At 64.8% G+C, this 19,090-nt stretch carries 19 protein-coding genes; 3 read left to right on the top strand and 16 right to left on the bottom strand.

The features are described from left to right. Both rpmF and A6723_RS20795 read right to left on the bottom strand, forming a co-directional pair. Positions 1–183, bottom strand: a complete 183-nt coding sequence (gene rpmF / locus A6723_RS20800) for a 50S ribosomal protein L32 (protein ID WP_009621425.1) — start codon at positions 181–183, stop codon at positions 1–3. A 13-nt stretch (positions 184–196) separates the two neighbouring features. Beyond that, entirely contained in the window at positions 197–727 is a 531-nt protein-coding gene (locus A6723_RS20795; RefSeq protein WP_038803737.1) for a YceD family protein, read from the bottom strand. Positions 728–839: 112 nt separating this feature from the next. Here A6723_RS20795 and A6723_RS20790 point away from each other — a divergent pair, with 112 nt between their 5' ends. Then, the gene (locus A6723_RS20790; RefSeq protein WP_054910757.1) at positions 840–1,418 is read left to right on the top strand and encodes a nucleoside triphosphate pyrophosphatase; all 579 of its coding nucleotides are present in this window, start codon (positions 840–842) and stop codon (positions 1,416–1,418) included. An 83-nt stretch (positions 1,419–1,501) separates the two neighbouring features. On the opposite strand, the gene A6723_RS20785 is transcribed toward A6723_RS20790, so the two are convergent. The 3 genes from A6723_RS20785 to rluC are packed head-to-tail and all read right to left on the bottom strand — an operon-like array spanning position 1,502 to position 4,132. After that, positions 1,502–2,497 carry a S49 family peptidase gene (locus A6723_RS20785; RefSeq protein WP_024766670.1) on the bottom strand — a complete coding sequence of 332 codons (996 nt, stop codon included), beginning with the start codon at positions 2,495–2,497 and terminating at the stop codon, positions 1,502–1,504. After that, positions 2,497–3,183, bottom strand: a complete 687-nt coding sequence (locus tag A6723_RS20780; protein ID WP_054910758.1) for an HAD-IA family hydrolase — start codon at positions 3,181–3,183, stop codon at positions 2,497–2,499. Before A6723_RS20780 ends, A6723_RS20785 begins: the two co-directional genes overlap by 1 nt. Beyond that, complete coding sequence (rluC, locus tag A6723_RS20775) at positions 3,176–4,132, bottom strand: 23S rRNA pseudouridine(955/2504/2580) synthase RluC (protein ID WP_054910759.1); 957 nt, start codon at positions 4,130–4,132, stop codon at positions 3,176–3,178. The genes A6723_RS20780 and rluC overlap by 8 nt, the downstream gene beginning before the upstream one ends. A 590-nt stretch (positions 4,133–4,722) precedes the next feature. On the opposite strand from rluC, the gene rne reads away from it, so the two are divergent. Next, entirely contained in the window at positions 4,723–7,875 is a 3,153-nt protein-coding gene (rne, locus tag A6723_RS20770; protein ID WP_054910760.1) for a ribonuclease E, read from the top strand. Between the two features lie 275 nt (positions 7,876–8,150). Here rne and murB read toward each other — a convergent pair whose 3' ends face one another. The 8 genes from murB to A6723_RS20730 all read right to left on the bottom strand — a co-directional run bounded on the left by murB (position 8,151) and on the right by A6723_RS20730 (position 15,005). After that, complete coding sequence (gene murB / locus A6723_RS20765; protein ID WP_054910761.1) at positions 8,151–9,170, bottom strand: UDP-N-acetylmuramate dehydrogenase; 1,020 nt, start codon at positions 9,168–9,170, stop codon at positions 8,151–8,153. Then, positions 9,167–9,631 carry a low molecular weight protein-tyrosine-phosphatase gene (locus A6723_RS20760; protein WP_054910762.1) on the bottom strand — a complete coding sequence of 155 codons (465 nt, stop codon included), beginning with the start codon at positions 9,629–9,631 and terminating at the stop codon, positions 9,167–9,169. The genes murB and A6723_RS20760 overlap by 4 nt, the downstream gene beginning before the upstream one ends. Further along, on the bottom strand, positions 9,631–10,395 hold the full coding sequence (kdsB, locus tag A6723_RS20755) for a 3-deoxy-manno-octulosonate cytidylyltransferase (protein ID WP_054910763.1): 765 nt from the start codon (positions 10,393–10,395) through the stop codon (positions 9,631–9,633). The genes A6723_RS20760 and kdsB overlap by 1 nt, the downstream gene beginning before the upstream one ends. Before the next feature lie 4 nt (positions 10,396–10,399). Beyond that, on the bottom strand, positions 10,400–10,585 hold the full coding sequence (locus A6723_RS20750; protein WP_009621404.1) for a Trm112 family protein: 186 nt from the start codon (positions 10,583–10,585) through the stop codon (positions 10,400–10,402). Positions 10,586–10,643: 58 nt separating this feature from the next. After that, positions 10,644–11,642: a tetraacyldisaccharide 4'-kinase gene (gene lpxK, locus A6723_RS20745; protein ID WP_054910764.1), complete on the bottom strand. Its 999-nt coding sequence runs from the start codon at positions 11,640–11,642 to the stop codon at positions 10,644–10,646. Next, entirely contained in the window at positions 11,642–12,091 is a 450-nt protein-coding gene (locus A6723_RS20740; RefSeq protein WP_045211644.1) for a biopolymer transporter ExbD, read from the bottom strand. The genes lpxK and A6723_RS20740 overlap by 1 nt, the downstream gene beginning before the upstream one ends. Continuing rightward, positions 12,088–12,723, bottom strand: coding sequence for a MotA/TolQ/ExbB proton channel family protein (locus A6723_RS20735; RefSeq protein WP_017519262.1), 636 nt, complete (start codon positions 12,721–12,723; stop codon positions 12,088–12,090). Before A6723_RS20735 ends, A6723_RS20740 begins: the two co-directional genes overlap by 4 nt. 71 nt (positions 12,724–12,794) lie before the next feature. Then, positions 12,795–15,005 carry a DNA internalization-related competence protein ComEC/Rec2 gene (locus tag A6723_RS20730; RefSeq protein WP_054910765.1) on the bottom strand — a complete coding sequence of 737 codons (2,211 nt, stop codon included), beginning with the start codon at positions 15,003–15,005 and terminating at the stop codon, positions 12,795–12,797. A gap of 162 nt (positions 15,006–15,167) precedes the next feature. Between A6723_RS20730 and A6723_RS20725 the strand changes: the two genes are divergently transcribed. Continuing rightward, complete coding sequence (locus tag A6723_RS20725) at positions 15,168–15,698, top strand: DUF2062 domain-containing protein (protein WP_054910766.1); 531 nt, start codon at positions 15,168–15,170, stop codon at positions 15,696–15,698. A 145-nt stretch (positions 15,699–15,843) separates the two neighbouring features. Here A6723_RS20725 and A6723_RS20720 read toward each other — a convergent pair whose 3' ends face one another. Genes A6723_RS20720 through A6723_RS20710 form a run of 3 tightly spaced genes read right to left on the bottom strand, consistent with a single transcriptional unit; the run spans position 15,844 to position 19,038 of the window. After that, positions 15,844–17,091 carry a lipoprotein-releasing ABC transporter permease subunit gene (locus tag A6723_RS20720; RefSeq protein ID WP_054910767.1) on the bottom strand — a complete coding sequence of 416 codons (1,248 nt, stop codon included), beginning with the start codon at positions 17,089–17,091 and terminating at the stop codon, positions 15,844–15,846. A gap of 11 nt (positions 17,092–17,102) precedes the next feature. Then, positions 17,103–17,792 (bottom strand): lipoprotein-releasing ABC transporter ATP-binding protein LolD, encoded by a 690-nt coding sequence (gene lolD, locus A6723_RS20715; protein WP_024766679.1) that lies wholly within the window; start codon positions 17,790–17,792, stop codon positions 17,103–17,105. Next, entirely contained in the window at positions 17,785–19,038 is a 1,254-nt protein-coding gene (locus A6723_RS20710) for a lipoprotein-releasing ABC transporter permease subunit (protein ID WP_045211653.1), read from the bottom strand. The genes lolD and A6723_RS20710 overlap by 8 nt, the downstream gene beginning before the upstream one ends. Positions 19,039–19,090 lie beyond the last annotated feature (52 nt).

Below are 19,090 nucleotides of genomic sequence, written 5' to 3'. Positions count from 1 at the left end.
TTACTCGTCAGAGCCTTTGTCTACGACCTTGCGGCCGCGATAGAAACCGTCCGGGGAGACGTGGTGGCGCAGGTGAACTTCACCGGTGCTCTTTTCCACGGACAGAGCGTTCGCGTCCAGGGCATCGTGCGAACGACGCATGTCACGAGCGGAACGGGATTTTTTGTTCTGCTGAACAGCCATGATTGATTAACTCCTAAACGTTTGGGTCACGCTTCAACTGCGCCAGTACGCTGAACGGATTGGGCCGTTCTTCGACGTTCTCGCTCGGTTCGGGCGCTGTAGCGTATCCCACCGGCTGCTGGCAATCCTCAGGGTCATGGACCGGCACGATGGGCAAGGCGAGCAGCAACTCGTCCTCGGCCAGCGAGGTCAGGTCAATGGGGTCATCCCCCACCTCCAATGCATCGTAGCCACTGGGCAGATCATCGATCGACTTGCCTTCCGGAATGATGACGTAATCATACGCACCACCCACATGGAAGTTGGCCGGCTCGAGACAGCGCTGGCATACCATGCTCACCTCGGCGTCGAGTTCGACGTGCATGACCGCCAGCTTCTGCTGATCACGGAAGAAGGAAAACTTCGCGTGAATCTTGCCATCACTGCTGGTCAGTTGCTCGTTGAGACGTGGCATCTTGGCGATCGGCAGCTCACCTTCGAGGGTGGCGGCGCGCTCTACCAATTTGCGCGGATCAACGTGAGGTGGTATCGGTCCATTCAACATAAGCGCGCCATTATAGGGATGCACCCGAAGCTGTCAAAGGAAATTAGCCATAAACCGCTGTATGGACAGACCTTTTCGCTAGAATCGCGGCGACGCACCGAAGGAGTTATCCATGCTACCCCTGATCCTGGCTTCCAGCTCGCCCTATCGCCGCGAACTGCTGCAGCGCCTGCGCCTGCCGTTCGAATGCGCCAGCCCCGACATCGACGAAACACCGCTGCCAGGCGAAAGCGCCGAGCAACTGGTGCGCCGGCTGGCGGAAAGCAAGGCGCGCACTCTCGCCCAGCGATATCCCAACCACCTGATCATCGGCTCGGACCAGGCCGCCGTAAATGGCAGCAGGATACTCGGCAAGCCCCACACCATCGAACGCGCCACCGAACAACTGAAAGACGCCAGTGACAAGAGCGTGAGCTTCCTCACTGGCCTCTGCCTGCTGAACAGCCAGAGCGGCGCGGCGCAGGTCGACTGCGTGCCCTTCACCGTGCACTTCCGCGACCTCGACGAAGCACGCATCCGCCGCTACCTCGAGGCCGAGCGACCTTTCGACTGCGCCGGCAGCTTCAAGGCCGAAGGCCTGGGCGTCAGCCTGTTCCGCACCACTAAAGGCGAGGACGCCACCAGCCTGATCGGCCTGCCGCTGATCCGTCTGGTGGACATGCTGCTCGCCGAACAGGTGCCCGTGCCCTGAAAAGAAGACCTGACCCGCAATGCCTGAAACGAAAAGGCCCGGCAATCGCCGGGCCTTTTCCTTCCTTATATAAGGAAGAGCACTCAGCGCAGCGCTGGCCCCTGGAAGCCCATCCACATCGCCATCCGCTCGGCGACACTGGCGCCAAGCTTCTTGGTGAAGCGATCAAAGGCGGTTTCCTGGACGGTATAGTCCACGATTTCCTTCTCCTTGATGACTTCGCGCGCCACGTAGCTTGAGCTGCCCAAGCCATCGATCAGCCCCAACTGCAGCGCCTGCTCACCGGACCAGATGAGGCCGGAGAACAGCTCCGGGTGCTCCTTGTCCTTAAGGCGGTCGCCACGACCCTTCTTCACGCTATCAATGAACTGCTTGTGCGTGACGTCCAGCACCTGTTGCCAGAAGGCGGTTTCATCCGCTTTCGGCGGCTGGAACGGATCGAGGAAGGCCTTGTGCTCACCGGAGGTATAGATTCGACGATCCACACCCAGCTTCTCCATGGTGCCGACAAAGCCGAAAGTGGCCGCCGTCACGCCAATGGAACCAACCAGGCTGGCCTTGTCCGCGTAGATCTGATCGGCAGCGCTGGCAATGTAGTAAGCACCGGACGCCCCCAGATCACTGATGACGGCGTAGACCTTGATATCCGGATGCTCACCACGCAGGCGCTTGATTTCATCGTAGATATAGCCGGACTGCACCGGGCTGCCACCCGGGCTATTGATGCGCAGGACGATACCCTTGGTGCCGGCATCCTCGAATGCCGAGCGCAGCGCGCCAACGATGTTGTCGGCACTGGCCGCCTCGTTGTCAGCGATCATGCCCTTCACTTCGATCAACGCGGTGTGACTGGCGCTGCGCGAGGCAGACTTGGAAAGGCCACTGAAGGGACTGAACAATGCCAGCGCGCCAAACAGGTAGACAAAAGTCAGCAACTTGAAAAAGATGCCCCAGCGGCGCGACCGGCGCTGCTCCTGGACACCAGCCAGCACAGCCTTCTCCAGCAGCTTCCAGCTCTTGTCGTCGCCCGCCGCAGTTTGTGCAGCCTTGCTATCGTCCGCCTTCCATTCATCCGACATCAGTTGCCTACCTCGAGCACTGGTTTGACCGAGCGCCCGGCGAGCCAGGCGCGCAATTCATTGAAATGATTCACTTCCAGCGCCGGAGCATACTCCCGAAGGACCTCCAGCGACTGAGCACCATAGCCCACCGCCACCGAATCCATGCCAGCTCGGCGCGCCATTTCCAGATCGAAAGGCGAATCGCCCACCATCAGCGCGTCACGGGCATCGACCCGGCAATGCTCGAGAATCTCATGCAGCATGCGCGGATCCGGCTTGCTCGCCGACTCATCGGCGGCGCGAGTGATATCGAAGAAGTTCGTCCACCCCTGCCCCGCCAGCACACGATCCAGCCCACGGCGGTTCTTGCCGGTGGCGACCGCCAACTGGTAGCCCGAGCTCCGAAACTCAGCCATTGCCTCGGCCACACCAGGAAACAACGGCGAAGGCTGCACTTCCAGACTCAAATAGTGATCGCCGTAATCCCGACGGAAACGATCCAGCGGCTCGCCTTCTTCGACCTCGGGATACAGCGTCTGAATAGCCTCCGGCAGCCCAAGGCCGATGATGCCCTTGATCGCCGCCTCGCTACGCACTGGAAGACCGGAACCTACCGCCGCCACCCGCATCGCCTCGACGATACGACCGATGGAATCCACCAGCGTGCCATCCCAATCGAAGATCAGCAGGGAATACTCACGCATCCAGACGCTCCACGGTACGCTGCCAGATATCGTCCACCGGCGCCTCCAGCTCCAGCATCGAGCCATCGGGCATAGGTACTCGCAGGAACGCGGAATGCAGGAACAGGCGCTTGCCGCCCAGCTCGCGGATCTCGCGGGAGAAGTCCTCGTCGCCGTACTTGGGATCGCCGGCAATGGAATGACCGGCATGCTTGGCATGCACACGGATCTGGTGGGTGCGACCGGTAATCGGGCGCGCCTCCACCAAGGTGGCAAAGTCGCCGAAGCGGCGCAGCACCTTGAACTCGGTCAGCGCTTCCTTGCCCTCGGGATTCACTTCCACCACACGTTCGCCGGAGCGCAGGTTGTTCTTCAGCAGCGGCACGGCAATCTGCTTCTTCGCCGCCGGCCAGTTGCCGCGCACCAGGGCATGGTAACGCTTGTCCACGATGCGCTCGCCGCGCAGGGCGTCGTGCAGGTGACGCAGCATGCTGCGCTTCTTGGCGATCATCAGCAGGCCGGACGTATCACGATCCAGGCGATGCACCAGCTCCAGGTCCTTGCACTCCGGGCGCAGTTGACGGAACGCCTCGATGACCCCGTAGTTCAGCCCACTGCCGCCGTGCACGGCGATACCGGTGGGCTTGTTCACCACGATCAGCGCCTTGTCTTCGAAGACAATGGCAGCCTCCAGGCGCTCGAGCAGCCCCTGCGCCAGCGGCACCGGCTCATCGCGCTCGGCCAGGCGCAGCGGCGGGACGCGTATCACGTCACCCGCCTGCAGCTTGTACTCGGGCTTGATCCGGCCCTTGTTGACCCGTACCTCACCCTTGCGAAGGATGCGGTAGATCAGGGTCTTGGGCACGCCCTTGAGCTGGGTGCGGAGGAAATTATCGATTCGTTGGCCGGCATACTCCGGCGCGACTTCAAGCAGCTGGACGCCGGAAGTCGGAGGGGCGGGATTAGTCATCCGAATATAATAACAATTTTTCATTCAATTGAAGCACTTAATCATTGCTGCTATATTCGGGAGGCCGCCAAAAGTGGCCAGGCCTGCGGATGATCGCGTAATCGCCGTCCCCAACCGCCTGCAAACACATTGAAAGGACACCAGGCAGTCCCCGGAAGCGTTGCAACGGCCCGAGCGATTCTCGCGCCGACAGCGCCTCGAAACCCAGGCCTTGAGACATGACCACGGCAACCAAGGTCGCCGTGATAAAAGCCAACCCCGCTCCCGGATTCAGCGAGTGGCACCCGGCTCTTAGGGAAATGTGCAGGGCGGAGATGCTCAACTGTCGGATTGCGTTGCGTTCATGCCTTGAACGCATGCCTTGAACGTAGACGCACTTATCGTCCGCATCTGACAGTCAATTCCTCCTCCTGATGAGTGCTTGTTCTTACACAACAAGCAGGAAACGTAGTCGCGGCACAGCAGATCTATCTTGCTGCCGCTGGACACTGGAATGGTCCGCCATTCCTGAGTACGTGCCTTAGCACCGACCGTGAGAGTCGTGTGTGCCGATCGCCGTTTCCGGTGGCCCCGGAAACCATTGGTACTACATGAAAAGAATGCTGATCAACGCGACTCAACCCGAAGAGTTGCGTGTAGCGCTGGTAGACGGCCAACGCCTGTTCGACCTGGACATCGAGTCCGGCGCACGCGAACAGAAGAAGGCCAACATCTACAAGGGCCGCATTACCCGCATCGAGCCGAGCCTCGAGGCTGCATTCGTCGACTTCGGCGCCGAACGCCACGGCTTCCTCCCCCTCAAAGAAATCTCCCGCGAATACTTCAAGAAGAACCCCGAAGGCCGCATCAACATCAAGGACGTCCTGAGCGAAGGCCAGGAAGTCATCGTCCAGGTCGAGAAAGAAGAGCGTGGCAACAAGGGCGCCGCCCTGACCACCTTCATCAGCCTCGCCGGCCGCTACCTGGTGCTCATGCCCAACAACCCGCGCGCTGGCGGCATCTCCCGCCGCATCGAGGGTGAAGAGCGCAACGAACTGCGCGAAGCCCTGAACGGCCTGACCGTTCCCGGCGACATGGGCCTGATCGTCCGCACCGCGGGCCTGGGCCGCAGCTCCGAAGAGCTGCAATGGGACCTGGACTACCTGCTGCAACTGTGGGGCGCCATCAAGGAAGCCTCCGGTGAGCGCAGCGGCCCGTTCCTGATCTACCAGGAAAGCAACGTCATCATCCGCGCCATCCGCGACTACCTGCGCCAGGACATCGGCGAAGTGCTGATCGACAGCCTCGACGCCCAGGAAGAAGCCCTGAACTTCATCCAGCAGGTCATGCCGCAGTACGCGAGCAAGGTGAAGCTGTACCAGGACAGCGTTCCGCTGTTCAATCGCTTCCAGATCGAGAGCCAGATCGAAACCGCCTTCCAGCGCGAAGTGAAGCTGCCGTCGGGCGGCTCCATCGTCATCGATCCGACCGAAGCCCTGGTGTCCATCGACATCAACTCGGCGCGCGCCACCAAGGGCGGCGACATCGAGGAAACCGCCCTGCAGACCAACCTGGAAGCGGCTGAAGAAATCGCCCGCCAACTGCGTCTGCGTGATATCGGCGGCCTGATCGTCATCGACTTCATCGACATGACCCCGGCGAAGAACCAGCGCGCCGTGGAAGAACGCGTCCGCGAAGCCCTGGAAGCCGACCGTGCCCGCGTCCAGGTCGGCCGTATCTCGCGCTTCGGCCTGCTGGAAATGTCCCGTCAGCGCCTGCGTCCGTCCCTGGGCGAGACCAGCGGCATCGTCTGCCCGCGCTGCAATGGCCAGGGCATCATCCGTGACGTCGAGTCCCTGTCGCTGGCCATCCTGCGCCTGATCGAGGAAGAAGCCCTGAAGGACCGCACCGCCGAAGTTCGTGCGCGCGTGCCGTTCCAGGTTGCCGCCTTCCTGCTCAACGAGAAGCGCAACGCCATCACCAAGATCGAGCTGCGTACCCGTGCACGCATCTTCATCCTGCCGGACGACCACCTGGAAACTCCGCACTTCGAAGTCCAGCGCCTGCGCGACGACAACCCCGAATTGCTGTCCGGCCACGCCAGCTACGAGATGGCCCCGGAAGAGCACGAGGAAGTCCAGCCGGTCAGCGCCACCCGCACCCTGGTTCGCCAGGAAGCCGCGGTGAAGACCGTTTCCCCGCAGACCCCTGCCCCGCAGCAGACCGCTGCCGAAGCGCCGGTTGCCGAAGCCACCAAACCCATGCCTGAGCCGAGCCTGTTCCAGGGCCTGGTGAAGTCGCTGGTGGGCCTGTTCGCCGGCAGCAAGCCGGAGCCGACCCCGGTTGTCACCGAGAAACCGGCTACCGAGCGCAGCGAAGGCCAGGGCGAGCGTCGCAACGGCCGCCAGCAGAATCGTCGCCGCGACGGTCGTGACGGCGGTCGCCGTGATGACGAGCGCAAAGAACGCGGTCGTCGCGAAGAGCGCGGCGAGCGCGCCGAACGCCCGGCCCGCGAAGAGCGCCAGCCGCGCGAAGAACGTGCAGATCGCCAACCCCGCGAGGAGCGTCAGCCGCGTGAAGAGCGTGCCGAGCGTCAGCCGCGCGAGGAACGCCAGCCGCGTGAAGAGCGCGCCGAACGTCAGCCCCGCGAAGAACGCCAGCCGCGTGAAGAACGCGCCGAGCGCCAGCCGCGCGAGGAGCGTCAGCCCCGCGAAGAGCGTGGCGAGCGCGCCGAGCGTCAACCGCGTGAAGAACGCCAGCCGCGCGAAGAGCGCCAGCCTCGCGGTGAGCGTGGCGAGCGCGCCGAGCGTCAGCCCCGTGAAGAGCGTCAACCACGTGAAGACCGTCAGGCTCGCGATGCGGCCGCCCTCGAGGCCGAAGAGCTGCCGAACGAGGAACTGCTGGAGCAACAGGACGACGAAGGTTCGGATGACGAGCGTCCGCGTCGCCGCTCCCGTGGCCAGCGCCGCCGCAGCAACCGCCGCGAGCGCCAGCGTGAAGCCGGCGTGGATGGTGTTGAAGGTGAAGTGACTGGCGCCGAAGGCACTGCCGAGCAGGCTGCTTCCGACACTCCGTCGCCCGCCGCCATGGTCGCTGCCGCCGCTACCGCCGTTGCCGTAGCCGAAGCGGCTGGCGAGCAGGAGCAACCGGCTGCCGAAGCCCAGGTCGAGACCGTTGCGGTCGAGTCCGGCGTCGTCGAGGCCGTTCGCACCGAGAGCGCCCTGGAGCAGACCATCGAGTTCCTGGCCAAGCCCGCCGATCAGGCTGCCGAGCCGGTCGAGACCGTTGAAGTGGTGGCTACCGAGCAGACCATTGCGGAAGAAGCGCCGACCCCGGCAGCTGAAGCCGTGATCGAAGCCGTCGCCCAACTGGTCGAAGAGCCCAAGGCAGAAGCTCCGGCCGCTGCCGAAGAGGCCGCCCCGGCCGTTCCGGCCAACGCTACCGGCCGCGCTTCCAACGACCCGCGCGAGCGCCGTCGTCAGGAGCGCCTGGCCCGCGAAGCCGCCGCTGCTGCAGCTGCTGCCCCGCAGGTCGAGCAGGCTCCGGTTGTCGAAGCGGTGATCGAGGAAGCTGCCGTCGTCGAAGCTGAAGTCGTGGCCGAACCGGCTGCCGACGTCTCTGCCGAGACCGTTGTGGCCGAGGCGGTGAATGAAGCCGAAGCACAATCCGTAGAGCAGGCCGAGCCGGCTGCCGAACAGGTTGAAGGCGACAAGGCCGAGAAGACCGAGGAAGAAGGCACCGTGGTTGAGAAACACCACAGCTGATAGCTTCCGAGCATGAAAAAGGGGATGCCTAGGCATCCCCTTTTTTATTGCCCTCAATGCGACAACCTCCCCCTTTGCGCAAGAGCGGACCCTGTCCACGATTGGCTCGCCATCGTGCCGATATCGCGGACAAACCCGCTCCTGCGTTCGGCCTGACTCAGCAGCTAGGGACCGTTCGCGAGCAAGCTGGCTCCTACAAAGCCCGCCCTGATTTGCGCTGGTGAACAGGCACAAAAAAGGGATGCCGAAGCATCCCTTTTCCATCTGAAGCAACTTCAGTAGAGATTCGGCTCCATCTCCAGCTCCACGCCAAAGCGCTGCTGGATGTCATCCCGGATACGCAGCGCCAGGTCATGCAACTGCGACCCGGTAGCGCCGCCGTAGTTGACCAGGACCAGCGCCTGCTGCGCGTGGACGCCAGCAGCACCTTCGCGGAAGCCCTTCCAGCCTGCCTTGTCGATCAGCCAGCCAGCGGCCAGCTTGCTCTGGCCGTCACCCTGCGGGTAGGCCACCAGGTCGCTGTAGCGCTGACGCAGGGCCACTGCCTGATCCGCGGACACCACCGGATTCTTGAAGAAGCTGCCTGCATTGCCCAGCACGGCCGGGTCCGGGAGCTTTTCGCGACGAATCGCGCAGATCACCCGCGAGACATCGGCCGCCGTCGGCGCGGTCACGCCCTCCTCCTCCAGGCGCTGACGCACAGGACCGTAGTCCAGGTGCAGTTTTGCCACGCGGCTCAAGGTGAAGCGCACGCGCAGGATCAGCCAGCGACCGGGCTCGCGCTTGAAGCGGCTTTCGCGGTAGGCGAAGGCGCAGTCCTCCAGGTCGAACTCACGCAGCTCGCCCGTCTGGCGGTCCAGCGCGGTCAGGCCGGCGAACACATCCTTGATCTCCACACCATAGGCGCCGATGTTCTGCATGGGCGCAGCGCCCACGGTACCCGGAATCAGGCTGAGGTTTTCCAGCCCAGCGAAGCCCTGGGACAGGGTCCAGCGCACAAAGTCGTCCCACACCTCGCCGGCTTCCGCCTCGACCACCACACGCTCGCCATCATCACTGAGGACGCGAACGCCGCGGGAAGCCATGCGCAGCGCCAGCGCCTCGACGTCGCGGGTCAGCAGCAGGTTGCTGCCGCCGCCGATCACCAGCAGCGGCAGCCCTTTCTGCGCAGCAGCGGCAATACCTTCGCGCACTTCGATGTCGTCGTGGGCCTGGGCAAACCAGCGTGCCGCAACCTCGACACCGAAGGTGTTGTAGGGCTTGAGGGAAATGCGTTCTTGCAGTTGCAGCGTCACAGGCGCCCCTTCACTTCCGTCAGCAGGCCGTCGCAGGCCCTTTCCACCAGGTCCAGCACCTGCTCGAAACCATCCTCGCCGCCGTAGTACGGATCGGGGACTTCGTCGATTTCCAGATCGTAGCGAGCCAGGAACAGGTCCAATTCGGCCTTGCCGCTGCTGCTGCGCAGCCGCTTCAGGTCACGCAGATTGGCGTTGTCCATGGCGAGCACCAGGTCGTAGCGGGAGAAATCCGCCGCGCTGACCTGCCGCGCCCGCAGGCCGGACAGGTCATAGCCACGGCGCAGCGCCGCGGCACGGGTGCGCGCATCCGGCGCCTTGCCGACATGCCAGTCACCAGTACCGGCCGAATCGATCTCCACCCGATCCTCAAGGCCCGCTTCGCGGACCTTGTAGCGGAACACGCCTTCGGCGGTGGGAGAGCGGCAGATATTGCCCAGGCAGACGAACAGGACCTTCATCAGGCCCCCAGGATGCGCCGCACGCGCTCCAGATCTTCCGGGGTATCGACGCCGGCCTGCGGCGCTTCCAGGGCGTCCGCCACATGGATGCGCACGCCATGCCAGAGCGCCCGCAGCTGTTCCAGGCACTCGGTGTCTTCGAGCCAGCACGGACCCCAGGCCACGAAATCACGCAGGAAGCGCGCGCGATAGGCGTAGATGCCGATGTGGCGGCGGTAGGGCACGTTGGCCGGCAGCGATTCGCGATCCACGGCAAAGGCATCGCGCGCCCAGGGCAGCGTGGCGCGGCTGAAGGTCAGTGCCAGGCCGTTCTTGTCGCTGACCACCTTGACGATGTTCGGGTTGAACAGCGCGGCCGGATCATGGATTTCCTCGCACAGGGTGGCGATGCCCGCCTCCGGATGCGCCGCAAGATTGGCCGCCACCTGGTCGATGATCGACGGCGGCACCAGCGGCTCGTCGCCCTGCACGTTGACCACGATGGCGTCGTCGGCCAGGCCCAGCGCGTCCGCCACTTCCGCCAGGCGGTCGGTACCGGAGTTGTGGTCGGCGCGGGTCAGCACCACCTGGGCACCGAAGCCCTGGCAGGCATCGAAGATACGCTGGTCGTCGGTGGCGACCACCACTTGGGTGGCAGAGCTTTTGCCGGCCTGCGCCCAGACATGCTGGATCATCGGCTTGCCGCCGATGTCCTGCAGCGGCTTGCCGGGCAGGCGGGTAGAGGCGTAGCGCGCGGGGATGACGACGGTATAGGCCTGGCTCATGGGATTACTTGTCCAGACGCTCGTCGACGTTGAGGGTACGCGCCTCGCCTTCGAGCATCACCGGGATGCCGTCGCGCACCGGGTAGGCCAGGCCGTCGGCCTTGCAGATCAGCTCGGACTTGTCGTCGGTGAGCTTGAGCGGGCCCTTGCACAGCGGACAGGCGAGGATATCGAGGAGTTTCGGGTCCATGGTGCGTTCCTTGAGCTTGAAAGAATTGAAAGCTGGCAGCGCAGGTTACGACGGCGGATCAGCGGGCGATCAGGCGCTCGAGCTGGGCGTCGAACCAGGTGACGAAGGCCGGCGAGGGCTGCGCTTCGACGGCGAGGTACCACCAGTCGGGCGCGGCGAAGGACCGGCATTTCACCGCATCCTTCTCGGTCATGACCAGCGGCAGTTCCGGCGTGAAGCGCAGCTGCTCGGCGGTAAAGGCCGCATGGTCGGGGAAGGGATGCGGAATCGGCCGCCAGTTTAGCGCCTCGAGCGTCGTGAAGAAACGCTGCGGGTTGCCGATGGCGGCCAGGGCATGGAGTGCCTGACCGGCGGGGAAATGCTCGACGCCACGGCGTTCGCCGCTGGCCAGGTTGATCAGGGCAGATGGTCGCAGGACGAAGGAGAAGGCACCCGGCGGGTCGCTAGGCGCGCCGTTATGCAGCACGGCGTCAACTTCACCCAGGCGCTCGGCCGGCTCGCGCAGCGGCCCGGCGGGCAGGCAATGGCCGTTGCCCAGTCCGCGCGCAGCGTCGATCAGCACCAATTCCAGGTCACGAGCCAGGCGGTAATGTTGCAGGCCGTCATCGCAGAGGATCAGGTCCAGCGGTTCTTCGGCCAGCAGTGCGCGCACTGCGCTGGAGCGGTCCGGGTCGATCATCAGCGGCACGCCGCAACGGCGCACTATCATCAGCGGCTCGTCGCCCGCCTCCGCTGCCGACTGCTCGGCGCGCACGCGCCAGGGTGTCTGCGGCGGCTTGGCGCCGTAGCCGCGGCTGACCACGCCGACCTTCAGCCCGCGGGCGCGGCAGTGCTCGATCAGCCAGAGGATCATCGGCGTCTTGCCAGTGCCGCCGACGGTGATGTTGCCGACCACGATGATCGGCACCGGCGCGCGATAGGCCGGCTTGGCGCCGGAGAGGAAGTCCTGCCGGCGGCCTTGGGCCACTCGCCGGTAGAGCAGTTCGAGCGGCCTGAGCAGGGCAAGGGCCGGGTGGCCCTTGTACCAGGCGTCGAGCAGGCGGTCGGAGAACGCCATCAGGGGGTCTTCTTGTCCGCCCGGGACTCGATGGTGGTGATGCGCAGGTGGGTGAAGCCCAGTTTGCCTGCGGCATCCATCGCGGTGACCACGGACTGGTAGTCCACCTTGCCATCGGCGGTGATCACCACCGGCAGGCTGTTGTCGCCGGCGGATTCGCGCTGCATGGCGTTCATCAGGTTTTCCAGGTCGTCGCGCGCAAGGCTCTGGCCGTTGAGCGCGTAGTGACCCTCGAGGCTGATGGAGATTTCCAGCTGCTTGATCTCGGTGGCTTCGGGCGGCGTGCCGCTGACTGCCTCGGGCAGCTCGACCTTGAGCTGCGACGGCTTGGTGAACGAGGTGGCGACCACGAAGAACAGCAGCAGCACGAAGATCACGTCGATCAGCGACGCCAGGTTGATGAAGACGTCCTCGCGGGCCGCTCCGCCCGCTCTGCGGCGGAATTTCACGCTTTGCCTTCCTCGACGAAGTCGACTTCGCGGTCGCCCTGGGTCACTTCCACCAGCTTGATGGCTTCCTGTTCCATGGCGATGACCAACTCATCGACGCGGCGCAGCAGGTAGCGATGGAAGAACACTGCCGGGATCGCCACGATCAGGCCGGCCGCGGTGGTGATCAGGGCCTTGGAGATGCCGCCGGCAAGCATCGGCGCGTTGGCCATGCCGTCGCCCATGAAGGCGCTGAAGATCTGGATCATGCCGAACACGGTACCCAGCAGGCCGAGCAGCGGCGCCATGGCGGCGATGGTGCCCAGGGCGTTGAGGTAGCGCTCCAGCTCGTGGATGACGCGGGACGCGGCCTCCTCGATGCACTCCTTCATGATTTCGCGGCCGTGCTTGGAGTTGGCCAGGCCGGCGGCGAGGATTTCACCCAGCGGGGAGGATGCGCGCAGGTCCTTGAGGGCCTGGCTGTTCATCTTCTTGTCCTTGATCTGCTTCCACACCTGGCCGAGCAACTGCGGCGGGGCCACGCGGCTCAAGCGCAGGGTCCAGAGACGTTCGGCGACGATCGCCATGGCAGCGACGGAGCTCAGCAAGATCGGCAGCATCATCCAGCCGCCAGCTTTGACCAGTTCCCACACAGTGGTGAATCCCCTGAAAAAAAGTGGCGCCACTCTAGCACAGGGGCCGTGGCGAGCCGACCGCTCGAGGCTCAATTTTCCTGCCAGAAATGTGCGCCTTCCCGCACTCCCCCAAGCTCGCCATGGGCACCGAGGGTCAGGACCAGCGCGCCCCGCTCCGCCGTATCCTGAATCCGGATGCCCAGCGCGCGGAAGCGCTCGACGACCGACGGATGCGGGTGCCCGTAGGGGTTGTTGGCGCCGCGGGAAATGATCGCCGTGGACGGCCGGATCGCTCGCAGGAAGGCCGGCCCGGAGGAGCTGCGGCTGCCGTGGTGCCCGGCCAGCAACCAATCGATGTGTTCATCCGGATGCGCCGCCAGCCAAGCCAGTTCGGCGGATTGCGGCAGATCACCAGTGAGCAGGATGCGCTCGCCATTGGCTTCGACCTCCAGCGCGCAGGAGCGGTCGTTGCTTTCCCTGGCGCCTGCCCACGTCCAACTGGAAAGGCGAATGTCATCGACCGTCCATTCCTCGATTTGGCAAGGTTGCGCCTGCAGTTCTGGCGCCAGCCTTTCCGGCTCGCCACTGATGACCTGCGCAGGCCGGAGCGAACGCTTTACCGCCACCGCGCCGCCGGCATGGTCATTGTCCGCATGGCTGAGCATCAGCAGATCGAGCTTGCCGACGCCAAGACTGCGCAAGGTCGGCACCACCACTCGCTCGCCGATATCGAAATCTCCATTGCGCGCACCAGTGTCGTAGAGCCAGGTCTGGCTGCGGGTACGGATCAGCACCGAAAGCCCCTGCCCCACGTCCAGTACGCGGATCTCAGCCATGCCCGGCGCGGGTAGCGGAATGGTCGGCCAGAACACCGGCAGGAACATCGCCAGCCCGAGCGAGCGCAGCGGTACTCCCGCCGGCGCCAGCAGCAGGAGCGCACCGAGCATCGCCAGTAGCAGCGTCCAGGCCGGGGTCGCAACCGGCTGCCAGGCGGGTGCCAGTTCGGCCATCCAGCCCAACAGGCGGAACAGCCACTCCAGCAGGCCGCCGGACACCCACAGCAGGGCCTCGCCCAACCAGGGAATCCCCAGCGCCAGACTGCCCAACAGGGCGAGCGGAACCACGACCAGCTCCACCCAGGGCACGGCAATCAGGTTGGCGGCGACACCGGAAATGCTCAGTGGCAGGCCTAGCGCGATGGACGCCGGCAACAACCCGATCGCCATCAGCCACTGCGCGCGCAACCAGGTGCGCCAGGCCGTCCAGCGCCCCAGGCGGCCGGAGAAGCCGAAGATCAGCAAAGCGACCGCCGCGTAGGACAACCAGAATCCTGGCAGCAACACCACCAGCGGCTCAGCTACCAGCACGGCCAGCAACGCGCCGAGCAATGGCGTCCACAGGCCGCGATGGCGATAACGCAGGCGCCACAGCAGGACGATGGAGACCATGATGCAGGCCCGCTGCAACGGCACTTCGAAACCCGCCATCAGGCTGTAGGCCCAGGCGCCGCTGGCAGCCAGCAGGCAGGCGCAGGGCAACCAGGGCACACGGGATGGCCAGCAGCCCAGGCGCGCCAGCCCCGCCACGACGGCGTAGAGCAGGCCCGCCAGCAGGGATATGTGTGAGCCGGAAATCACCATCAGGTGCAAGGTTCCGGTGTCCTGCAGGACCTGCCAGTCCGCCGTGGTCAAGCCGGAAGCGTCGCCCAGTACCAACGCGGCAAGTGCGCCGGAGCGACCCTGGGCATCCACTGCCAGCAAGCGTTGGCGCCAGGCCTCACGCCAGGCGCGCGGGCCGCTGGAGGCTTCCAGGCGCTGGCCATCCTTTACGCTGCCGGTGGCGCCAATACGCTGGGCAGTGAGCCAGGCCTCGTAGTCAAAGCCCGCCCCATTGGCCATGCCATGGGGACGCTTGAGCTTCACCGCCAGCCGCCAGCGCTCGCCGCCTTCTACCGGCGGCCCGCCGAACCAGGACAGGCGCAGTGTTGCCGGAACCTGCGCGCGCGGGCTGGAAACCTCGGAGAGCACGAAGCGCACTGAAGGCCCCGAACGATCCGGCAGGCCCTCTACCCTGCCCTCCAGCCACAGCGTGCGGCCGTCCAGCTCCGGCGCCAGCCGGTCATCCAGCGCCCACTGGGCCGATTGGCAGGCCCAGGCGAAGCCGAGCAGGAACAGCCCGACGAAGTAGTCGCGAGTGAACAACAGAGGCAAAGCGCACAGTGTGAGAAGCAGCAGAACCCAACCGGATGGCAGCGCCGGCAGCCAGCGCAGCACCAGCAGTCCCAGGGCCAGAGCGAACATCCCTGCAAGTGGCAACGACTTTATCCCCCAGCGCCACCGAGGCCTCGCACGACCACCGATCCGACAGGCCGGCGGCGGTTACACACGGACATAGTTGGCAACGAATGACTGTCACCTAGCTAGGCATAATGTGGCGTCGTCCGTCTGCCAGAGATTTCCTTCATGCCGCGCCGAATCTTCAAGCGCTACATGCCGGATCCGGAGAGCATCAGGAACCACAAGGGCCTGCGCTTTCTCGGACCGCTGATCCAGTCGCCCAACCTCTGGCACCTGAATCGCCGCTCCGTGTCCCGCGCCATGGGCATGGGGCTGTTCGCCGCGTTCATCCCGATCCCGCTGCAGATGCTGCTGGCCGCCTCGCTGGCCGTCTGGGTACGGGCCAACCTGCCGATCTCGGTCGGGCTGGTCTGGCTGACCAACCCGATCACCATGCCGCCGGTGTTCTACTGCACCTACAAGATGGGCGCCTGGATGATGGGCATTCCGGCGCGCGCCCTGCCCGAGCACCTGACCTGGGAGTGGATCAGCGGCGAGTTGTCGCTGCTCTGGCAGCCCTTCCTGCTGGGCTCGGTGATCTGCGGCATCCTGGTCGGCCTCCTCGGTTACCTGCTCACCGAGGGGTACTGGCGCTGGTGGATCGGCCGTAGCTGGCGTCGGCGTCGGGCGCTGCGGAATCTGCAGCGCGGACTTTAGGCACTTCCTTGCAGGAGCGAGCCTGCTCGCGAACCGCCAAGCCCCGGAGCCGTGGACAGGTTTGTTCGCGAGCAAGTTCGCTCTTGGGGTGATCCCTGAAACGAAAAAGCCGCCCCGAGGGGCGGCTTTTTCATGGGCCGATGAATCACTCGTAGCGCAGTGATTCCGCCGGCTGGGTCGAGGCCGCGCGCCAGGCCGGGTACAGCGTGGCGAGGAAGCTCATCGACAGCGCGGCGACGCAGATCAGGACGATATCGCTGATCTGCGGGTCGGACGGCAGGTAGTTGATGAAGTAGATGTCCGAATTGAACACGTGGGTGCCGGCGATGCGCTCCAGGGTCGAGACGATGGCGGTGACGTTGTACGCCGCCAGCACGCCCAGCACGCAGCCGATGACGGTGCCGATCAGGCCGATCACCGTGCCCTGCACCATGAAGATCGCCATGATCTGCTTCGGTGTGGCGCCCAGAGTGCGCAGGATGGCGATATCCGCGCGTTTGTCAGCCACCACCATGATCAGTGTGGCGATGATGTTGAAGGCGGCGACCGCAACGATCAGCAACAACAGCAGGCCGATCATGGTCTTTTCCATCTTCATCGCACTGAACAGGCTGCCCTGGGTGTGAGTCCAGTCCACCGAGCGGTAGTCGTCGCCCAACTGTTTGGCGATGGCCGCACCGACTTCCGGCGCCTGGAACAGGTCTTTCAGGGCGATGCGCACACTCTGTACCTGGCCCGGTTGCCAGCGCAGCAGGCTGGCGGCGTCGTCTACGTGGATCAGCGCCAGGGTGCTGTCCAGCTCGGCGCCGACCTTGAAGATACCGACCACGTTCAGGCGCTGCATGCGCGGGGTGATTCCGCCGGGCGCCGTGCTCGGCTCCGGCACGATCAGCAGCAGGCTGTCGCCGACATTGACGTGGAAGCGCCGCGCGGTGATCTCGCCGATCACCACGCCGAACTCGGTAGCCTTGAGGTCGTCCAGGCTGCCTCGAACCATGTGCTGGCCGATGATCGACACCTGGGTTTCCAGCGCCGGGTCGACGCCGTCCACCTCGATGGGCTGCATCATCCCCTTATAGGAGAGCATGCCGTCGACCTCGGTGTAGGGCACCGCGCCGACGATCTTCGGGTTCTGCTTCGCCACCTCGGCCACATGCTGCCAGTCGTCCAGCGGACCGCTGGTCTTCTGCAGCACGGCATGGGGGACCATGCCGAGGATCCGCGAGCGCATTTCCTTCTGGAAGCCATTCATCACCGAGAGCACCACAATCATTGCCAGCACGCCCAGGGCGAGGCCGATCATCGAGGTCAGGGAAATGAACGAGATGTAGTGGTTGCGCCGCTTGGCCCGGGTGTAGCGGGTGCCGATGAAGACGGACAGGGGTCTGAACATTCCGGTATCCCTCAGGCGGCGACCAGCCGACCCTCCTCCAGGCGCAGCACACGGTCCATCTGCTGGGCGAGGTGGGTGTCGTGGGTCACCACCAGGAAGGCGGTGCGCAGGGACTGCGACAGCTCCAGCATCAGCTCCTGGATACCGTGGGCGGTGTGCTGGTCGAGGTTGCCGGTGGGCTCGTCGAGCAGCACCAGCTTGGGCGTGTTGACCAGGGCGCGGGCGATGGCCACGCGCTGGCGCTCGCCGCCAGACAGCTCCGATGGCTTGTGGCTCAGGCGATGCCCCAGGCCCACGCGCTCCAGCAACGCCGTGGCGCGCTGACGTGCCTCGGGGATCGGCGTCTTGCCGATCAGCAGCGGCATGCAGACGTTCTCCAGCGCGGTGAACTCCGGCAGCAGGTGGTGGAACTGGTAGACGAAGCCCAGCGCGCGGTTGCGCAGCAGGCCGCGCTGCTTCTCGTTCAGCGCCGACAGTTGCTCGCCGGCCAGCCAGACGCTGCCCGTGCTGGGCGTATCGAGGCCGCCAAGCATGTTCAGCAGGGTGCTCTTGCCCGAGCCGGAGCTGCCGACGATGGCCACGCGCTCGCCGGGCAGCAGTTCCAGCTGCACGTTGGACAGCACTTCGACCGACTGCGGGCCTTCCTCGTAACGCTTGCCGAGGTCGCGGCAGCTCAGGACGGCCTGATCGTTGTTACTCATAACGCAATGCCTCCGCGGGCTGGGTGCGCGCCGCACGCCAGGCCGGATACAGGGTGGCGAAGAAACTCAGGATCAGCGCGGCGCTGCACACCAGGATCACGTCCTCGCTCATCAGTTGCGAGGGTAGGTAATCGATGAAATAGACGTCCGCGTTGAGGAATTTGTGGCCCAGCAACCGCTCCAGCAGGGCGATGGCCGAGCTGACGTTGAGCGCCGCGAGGATACCCAGCACGCCGCCGATGAAGGTGCCGATGACACCGATCACCGTGCCCTGGACCATGAAGGTCGCCATGATTTGCCCCGGCGTGGCGCCCAGGGTGCGCAGGATGGCGATGTCGGCCTTCTTGTCGGTGACGACCATCACCAGGGTGGAAATGATGTTGAACGCGGCGACCGCGACGATCAGCAACAGCAGCAGGCCGATCATGGATTTCTCCATGCGGATGGCCTGGTACAGGTTGCCGTGGCTGCGGGTCCAGTCGCGGGCGAAGTAGTCGTTGCCCTTCAGGGTGCGGGCAATTTCCCAGGCAGTGCGCGGCGCCTGGAACAGGTCGTCGAGCTTCAGGCGCAGGCCTTCGACCTGGCCTTCCTTGAGGCGGCGCATGCGCGCCGCGTCGTCGATGTGGACCATGGCGACGTAGCCGTCCAGCTCGCCGGCGCCGACGTGGAAGGTGCCGACTACGGTGAAGCGCTTCATGCGCGGGAACATACCCGCCGGCGTGACCGAGACTTCCGGAGCGATGAAGGTGACCTTGTCGCCCAGCTTCACGCCGAGGTTCTTCGCCGCCTTGTCGCCGATCAGGATGCCGAACTCGCCGGGCTTGAGGCTCTGCAGCGAACCTTCCTGGAAGAACTGGTCGATGATCGAGACCTTGCTCTCCTCGTTCGGGTCGACGGCGTTGATCAGCACCTTCTGCACTGTGCCGCCGGCGCTGAGCAGGCCCTGCATCTGAATGAAGGGCGCGACCTCCAGCACGTTGGGGTGCTGCGTCTTGATCTGCCCGGCGATGCCTTGCCAGTCGGAAATCGGCTGGTAGGACTCGACCGTGGCGTGGGGCACCATGCCCAGCACGCGGGTACGCATCTCATGGTCGAAGCCGTTCATCACGGACAGAACCACGATCATCACCACCACGCCCAGCGCGAGTCCGATCATGGAGGTGAGCGAAATGAAGGAAACGAAGTGGCTGCGGCGTTTGGCGCGTGTGTAGCGCGTTCCGATGTAGACGGAAAGTGGTCTGAACATGAGGGGCCGATTGAGAAGATGAAGAGTGCGTCGAGCGTCAGATCCTTCTGGC

This window comes from Pseudomonas sp. AU11447, from assembly GCF_001672555.2.
In the GTDB taxonomy this organism is placed as follows: domain Bacteria; phylum Pseudomonadota; class Gammaproteobacteria; order Pseudomonadales; family Pseudomonadaceae; genus Pseudomonas; species Pseudomonas nitroreducens.
This window is presented reverse-complemented; position numbering and strand designations above follow the sequence as displayed.

What these genes read in the sequence shown, in the direction of transcription:
- rpmF (WP_009621425.1), bottom strand. Translation starts at nt 183, where the DNA reads ATGGCTGTTCAGCAGAACAAAAAATCCCGTTCCGCTCGTGACATGCGT.
- A6723_RS20795 (WP_038803737.1), bottom strand. Translation starts at nt 727, where the DNA reads ATGTTGAATGGACCGATACCACCTCACGTTGATCCGCGCAAATTGGTA.
- A6723_RS20790 (WP_054910757.1), top strand. Translation starts at nt 840, where the DNA reads ATGCTACCCCTGATCCTGGCTTCCAGCTCGCCCTATCGCCGCGAACTG.
- A6723_RS20785 (WP_024766670.1), bottom strand. Translation starts at nt 2,497, where the DNA reads ATGTCGGATGAATGGAAGGCGGACGATAGCAAGGCTGCACAAACTGCG.
- A6723_RS20780 (WP_054910758.1), bottom strand. Translation starts at nt 3,183, where the DNA reads ATGCGTGAGTATTCCCTGCTGATCTTCGATTGGGATGGCACGCTGGTG.
- rluC (WP_054910759.1), bottom strand. Translation starts at nt 4,132, where the DNA reads ATGACTAATCCCGCCCCTCCGACTTCCGGCGTCCAGCTGCTTGAAGTC.
- rne (WP_054910760.1), top strand. Translation starts at nt 4,723, where the DNA reads ATGAAAAGAATGCTGATCAACGCGACTCAACCCGAAGAGTTGCGTGTA.
- A6723_RS20760 (WP_054910762.1), bottom strand. Translation starts at nt 9,631, where the DNA reads ATGAAGGTCCTGTTCGTCTGCCTGGGCAATATCTGCCGCTCTCCCACC.
- kdsB (WP_054910763.1), bottom strand. Translation starts at nt 10,395, where the DNA reads ATGAGCCAGGCCTATACCGTCGTCATCCCCGCGCGCTACGCCTCTACC.
- A6723_RS20750 (WP_009621404.1), bottom strand. Translation starts at nt 10,585, where the DNA reads ATGGACCCGAAACTCCTCGATATCCTCGCCTGTCCGCTGTGCAAGGGC.
- lpxK (WP_054910764.1), bottom strand. Translation starts at nt 11,642, where the DNA reads ATGGCGTTCTCCGACCGCCTGCTCGACGCCTGGTACAAGGGCCACCCG.
- A6723_RS20730 (WP_054910765.1), bottom strand. Translation starts at nt 15,005, where the DNA reads ATGTTCGCTCTGGCCCTGGGACTGCTGGTGCTGCGCTGGCTGCCGGCG.
- A6723_RS20725 (WP_054910766.1), top strand. Translation starts at nt 15,168, where the DNA reads ATGCCGCGCCGAATCTTCAAGCGCTACATGCCGGATCCGGAGAGCATC.
- A6723_RS20720 (WP_054910767.1), bottom strand. Translation starts at nt 17,091, where the DNA reads ATGTTCAGACCCCTGTCCGTCTTCATCGGCACCCGCTACACCCGGGCC.
- lolD (WP_024766679.1), bottom strand. Translation starts at nt 17,792, where the DNA reads ATGAGTAACAACGATCAGGCCGTCCTGAGCTGCCGCGACCTCGGCAAG.
- A6723_RS20710 (WP_045211653.1), bottom strand. Translation starts at nt 19,038, where the DNA reads ATGTTCAGACCACTTTCCGTCTACATCGGAACGCGCTACACACGCGCC.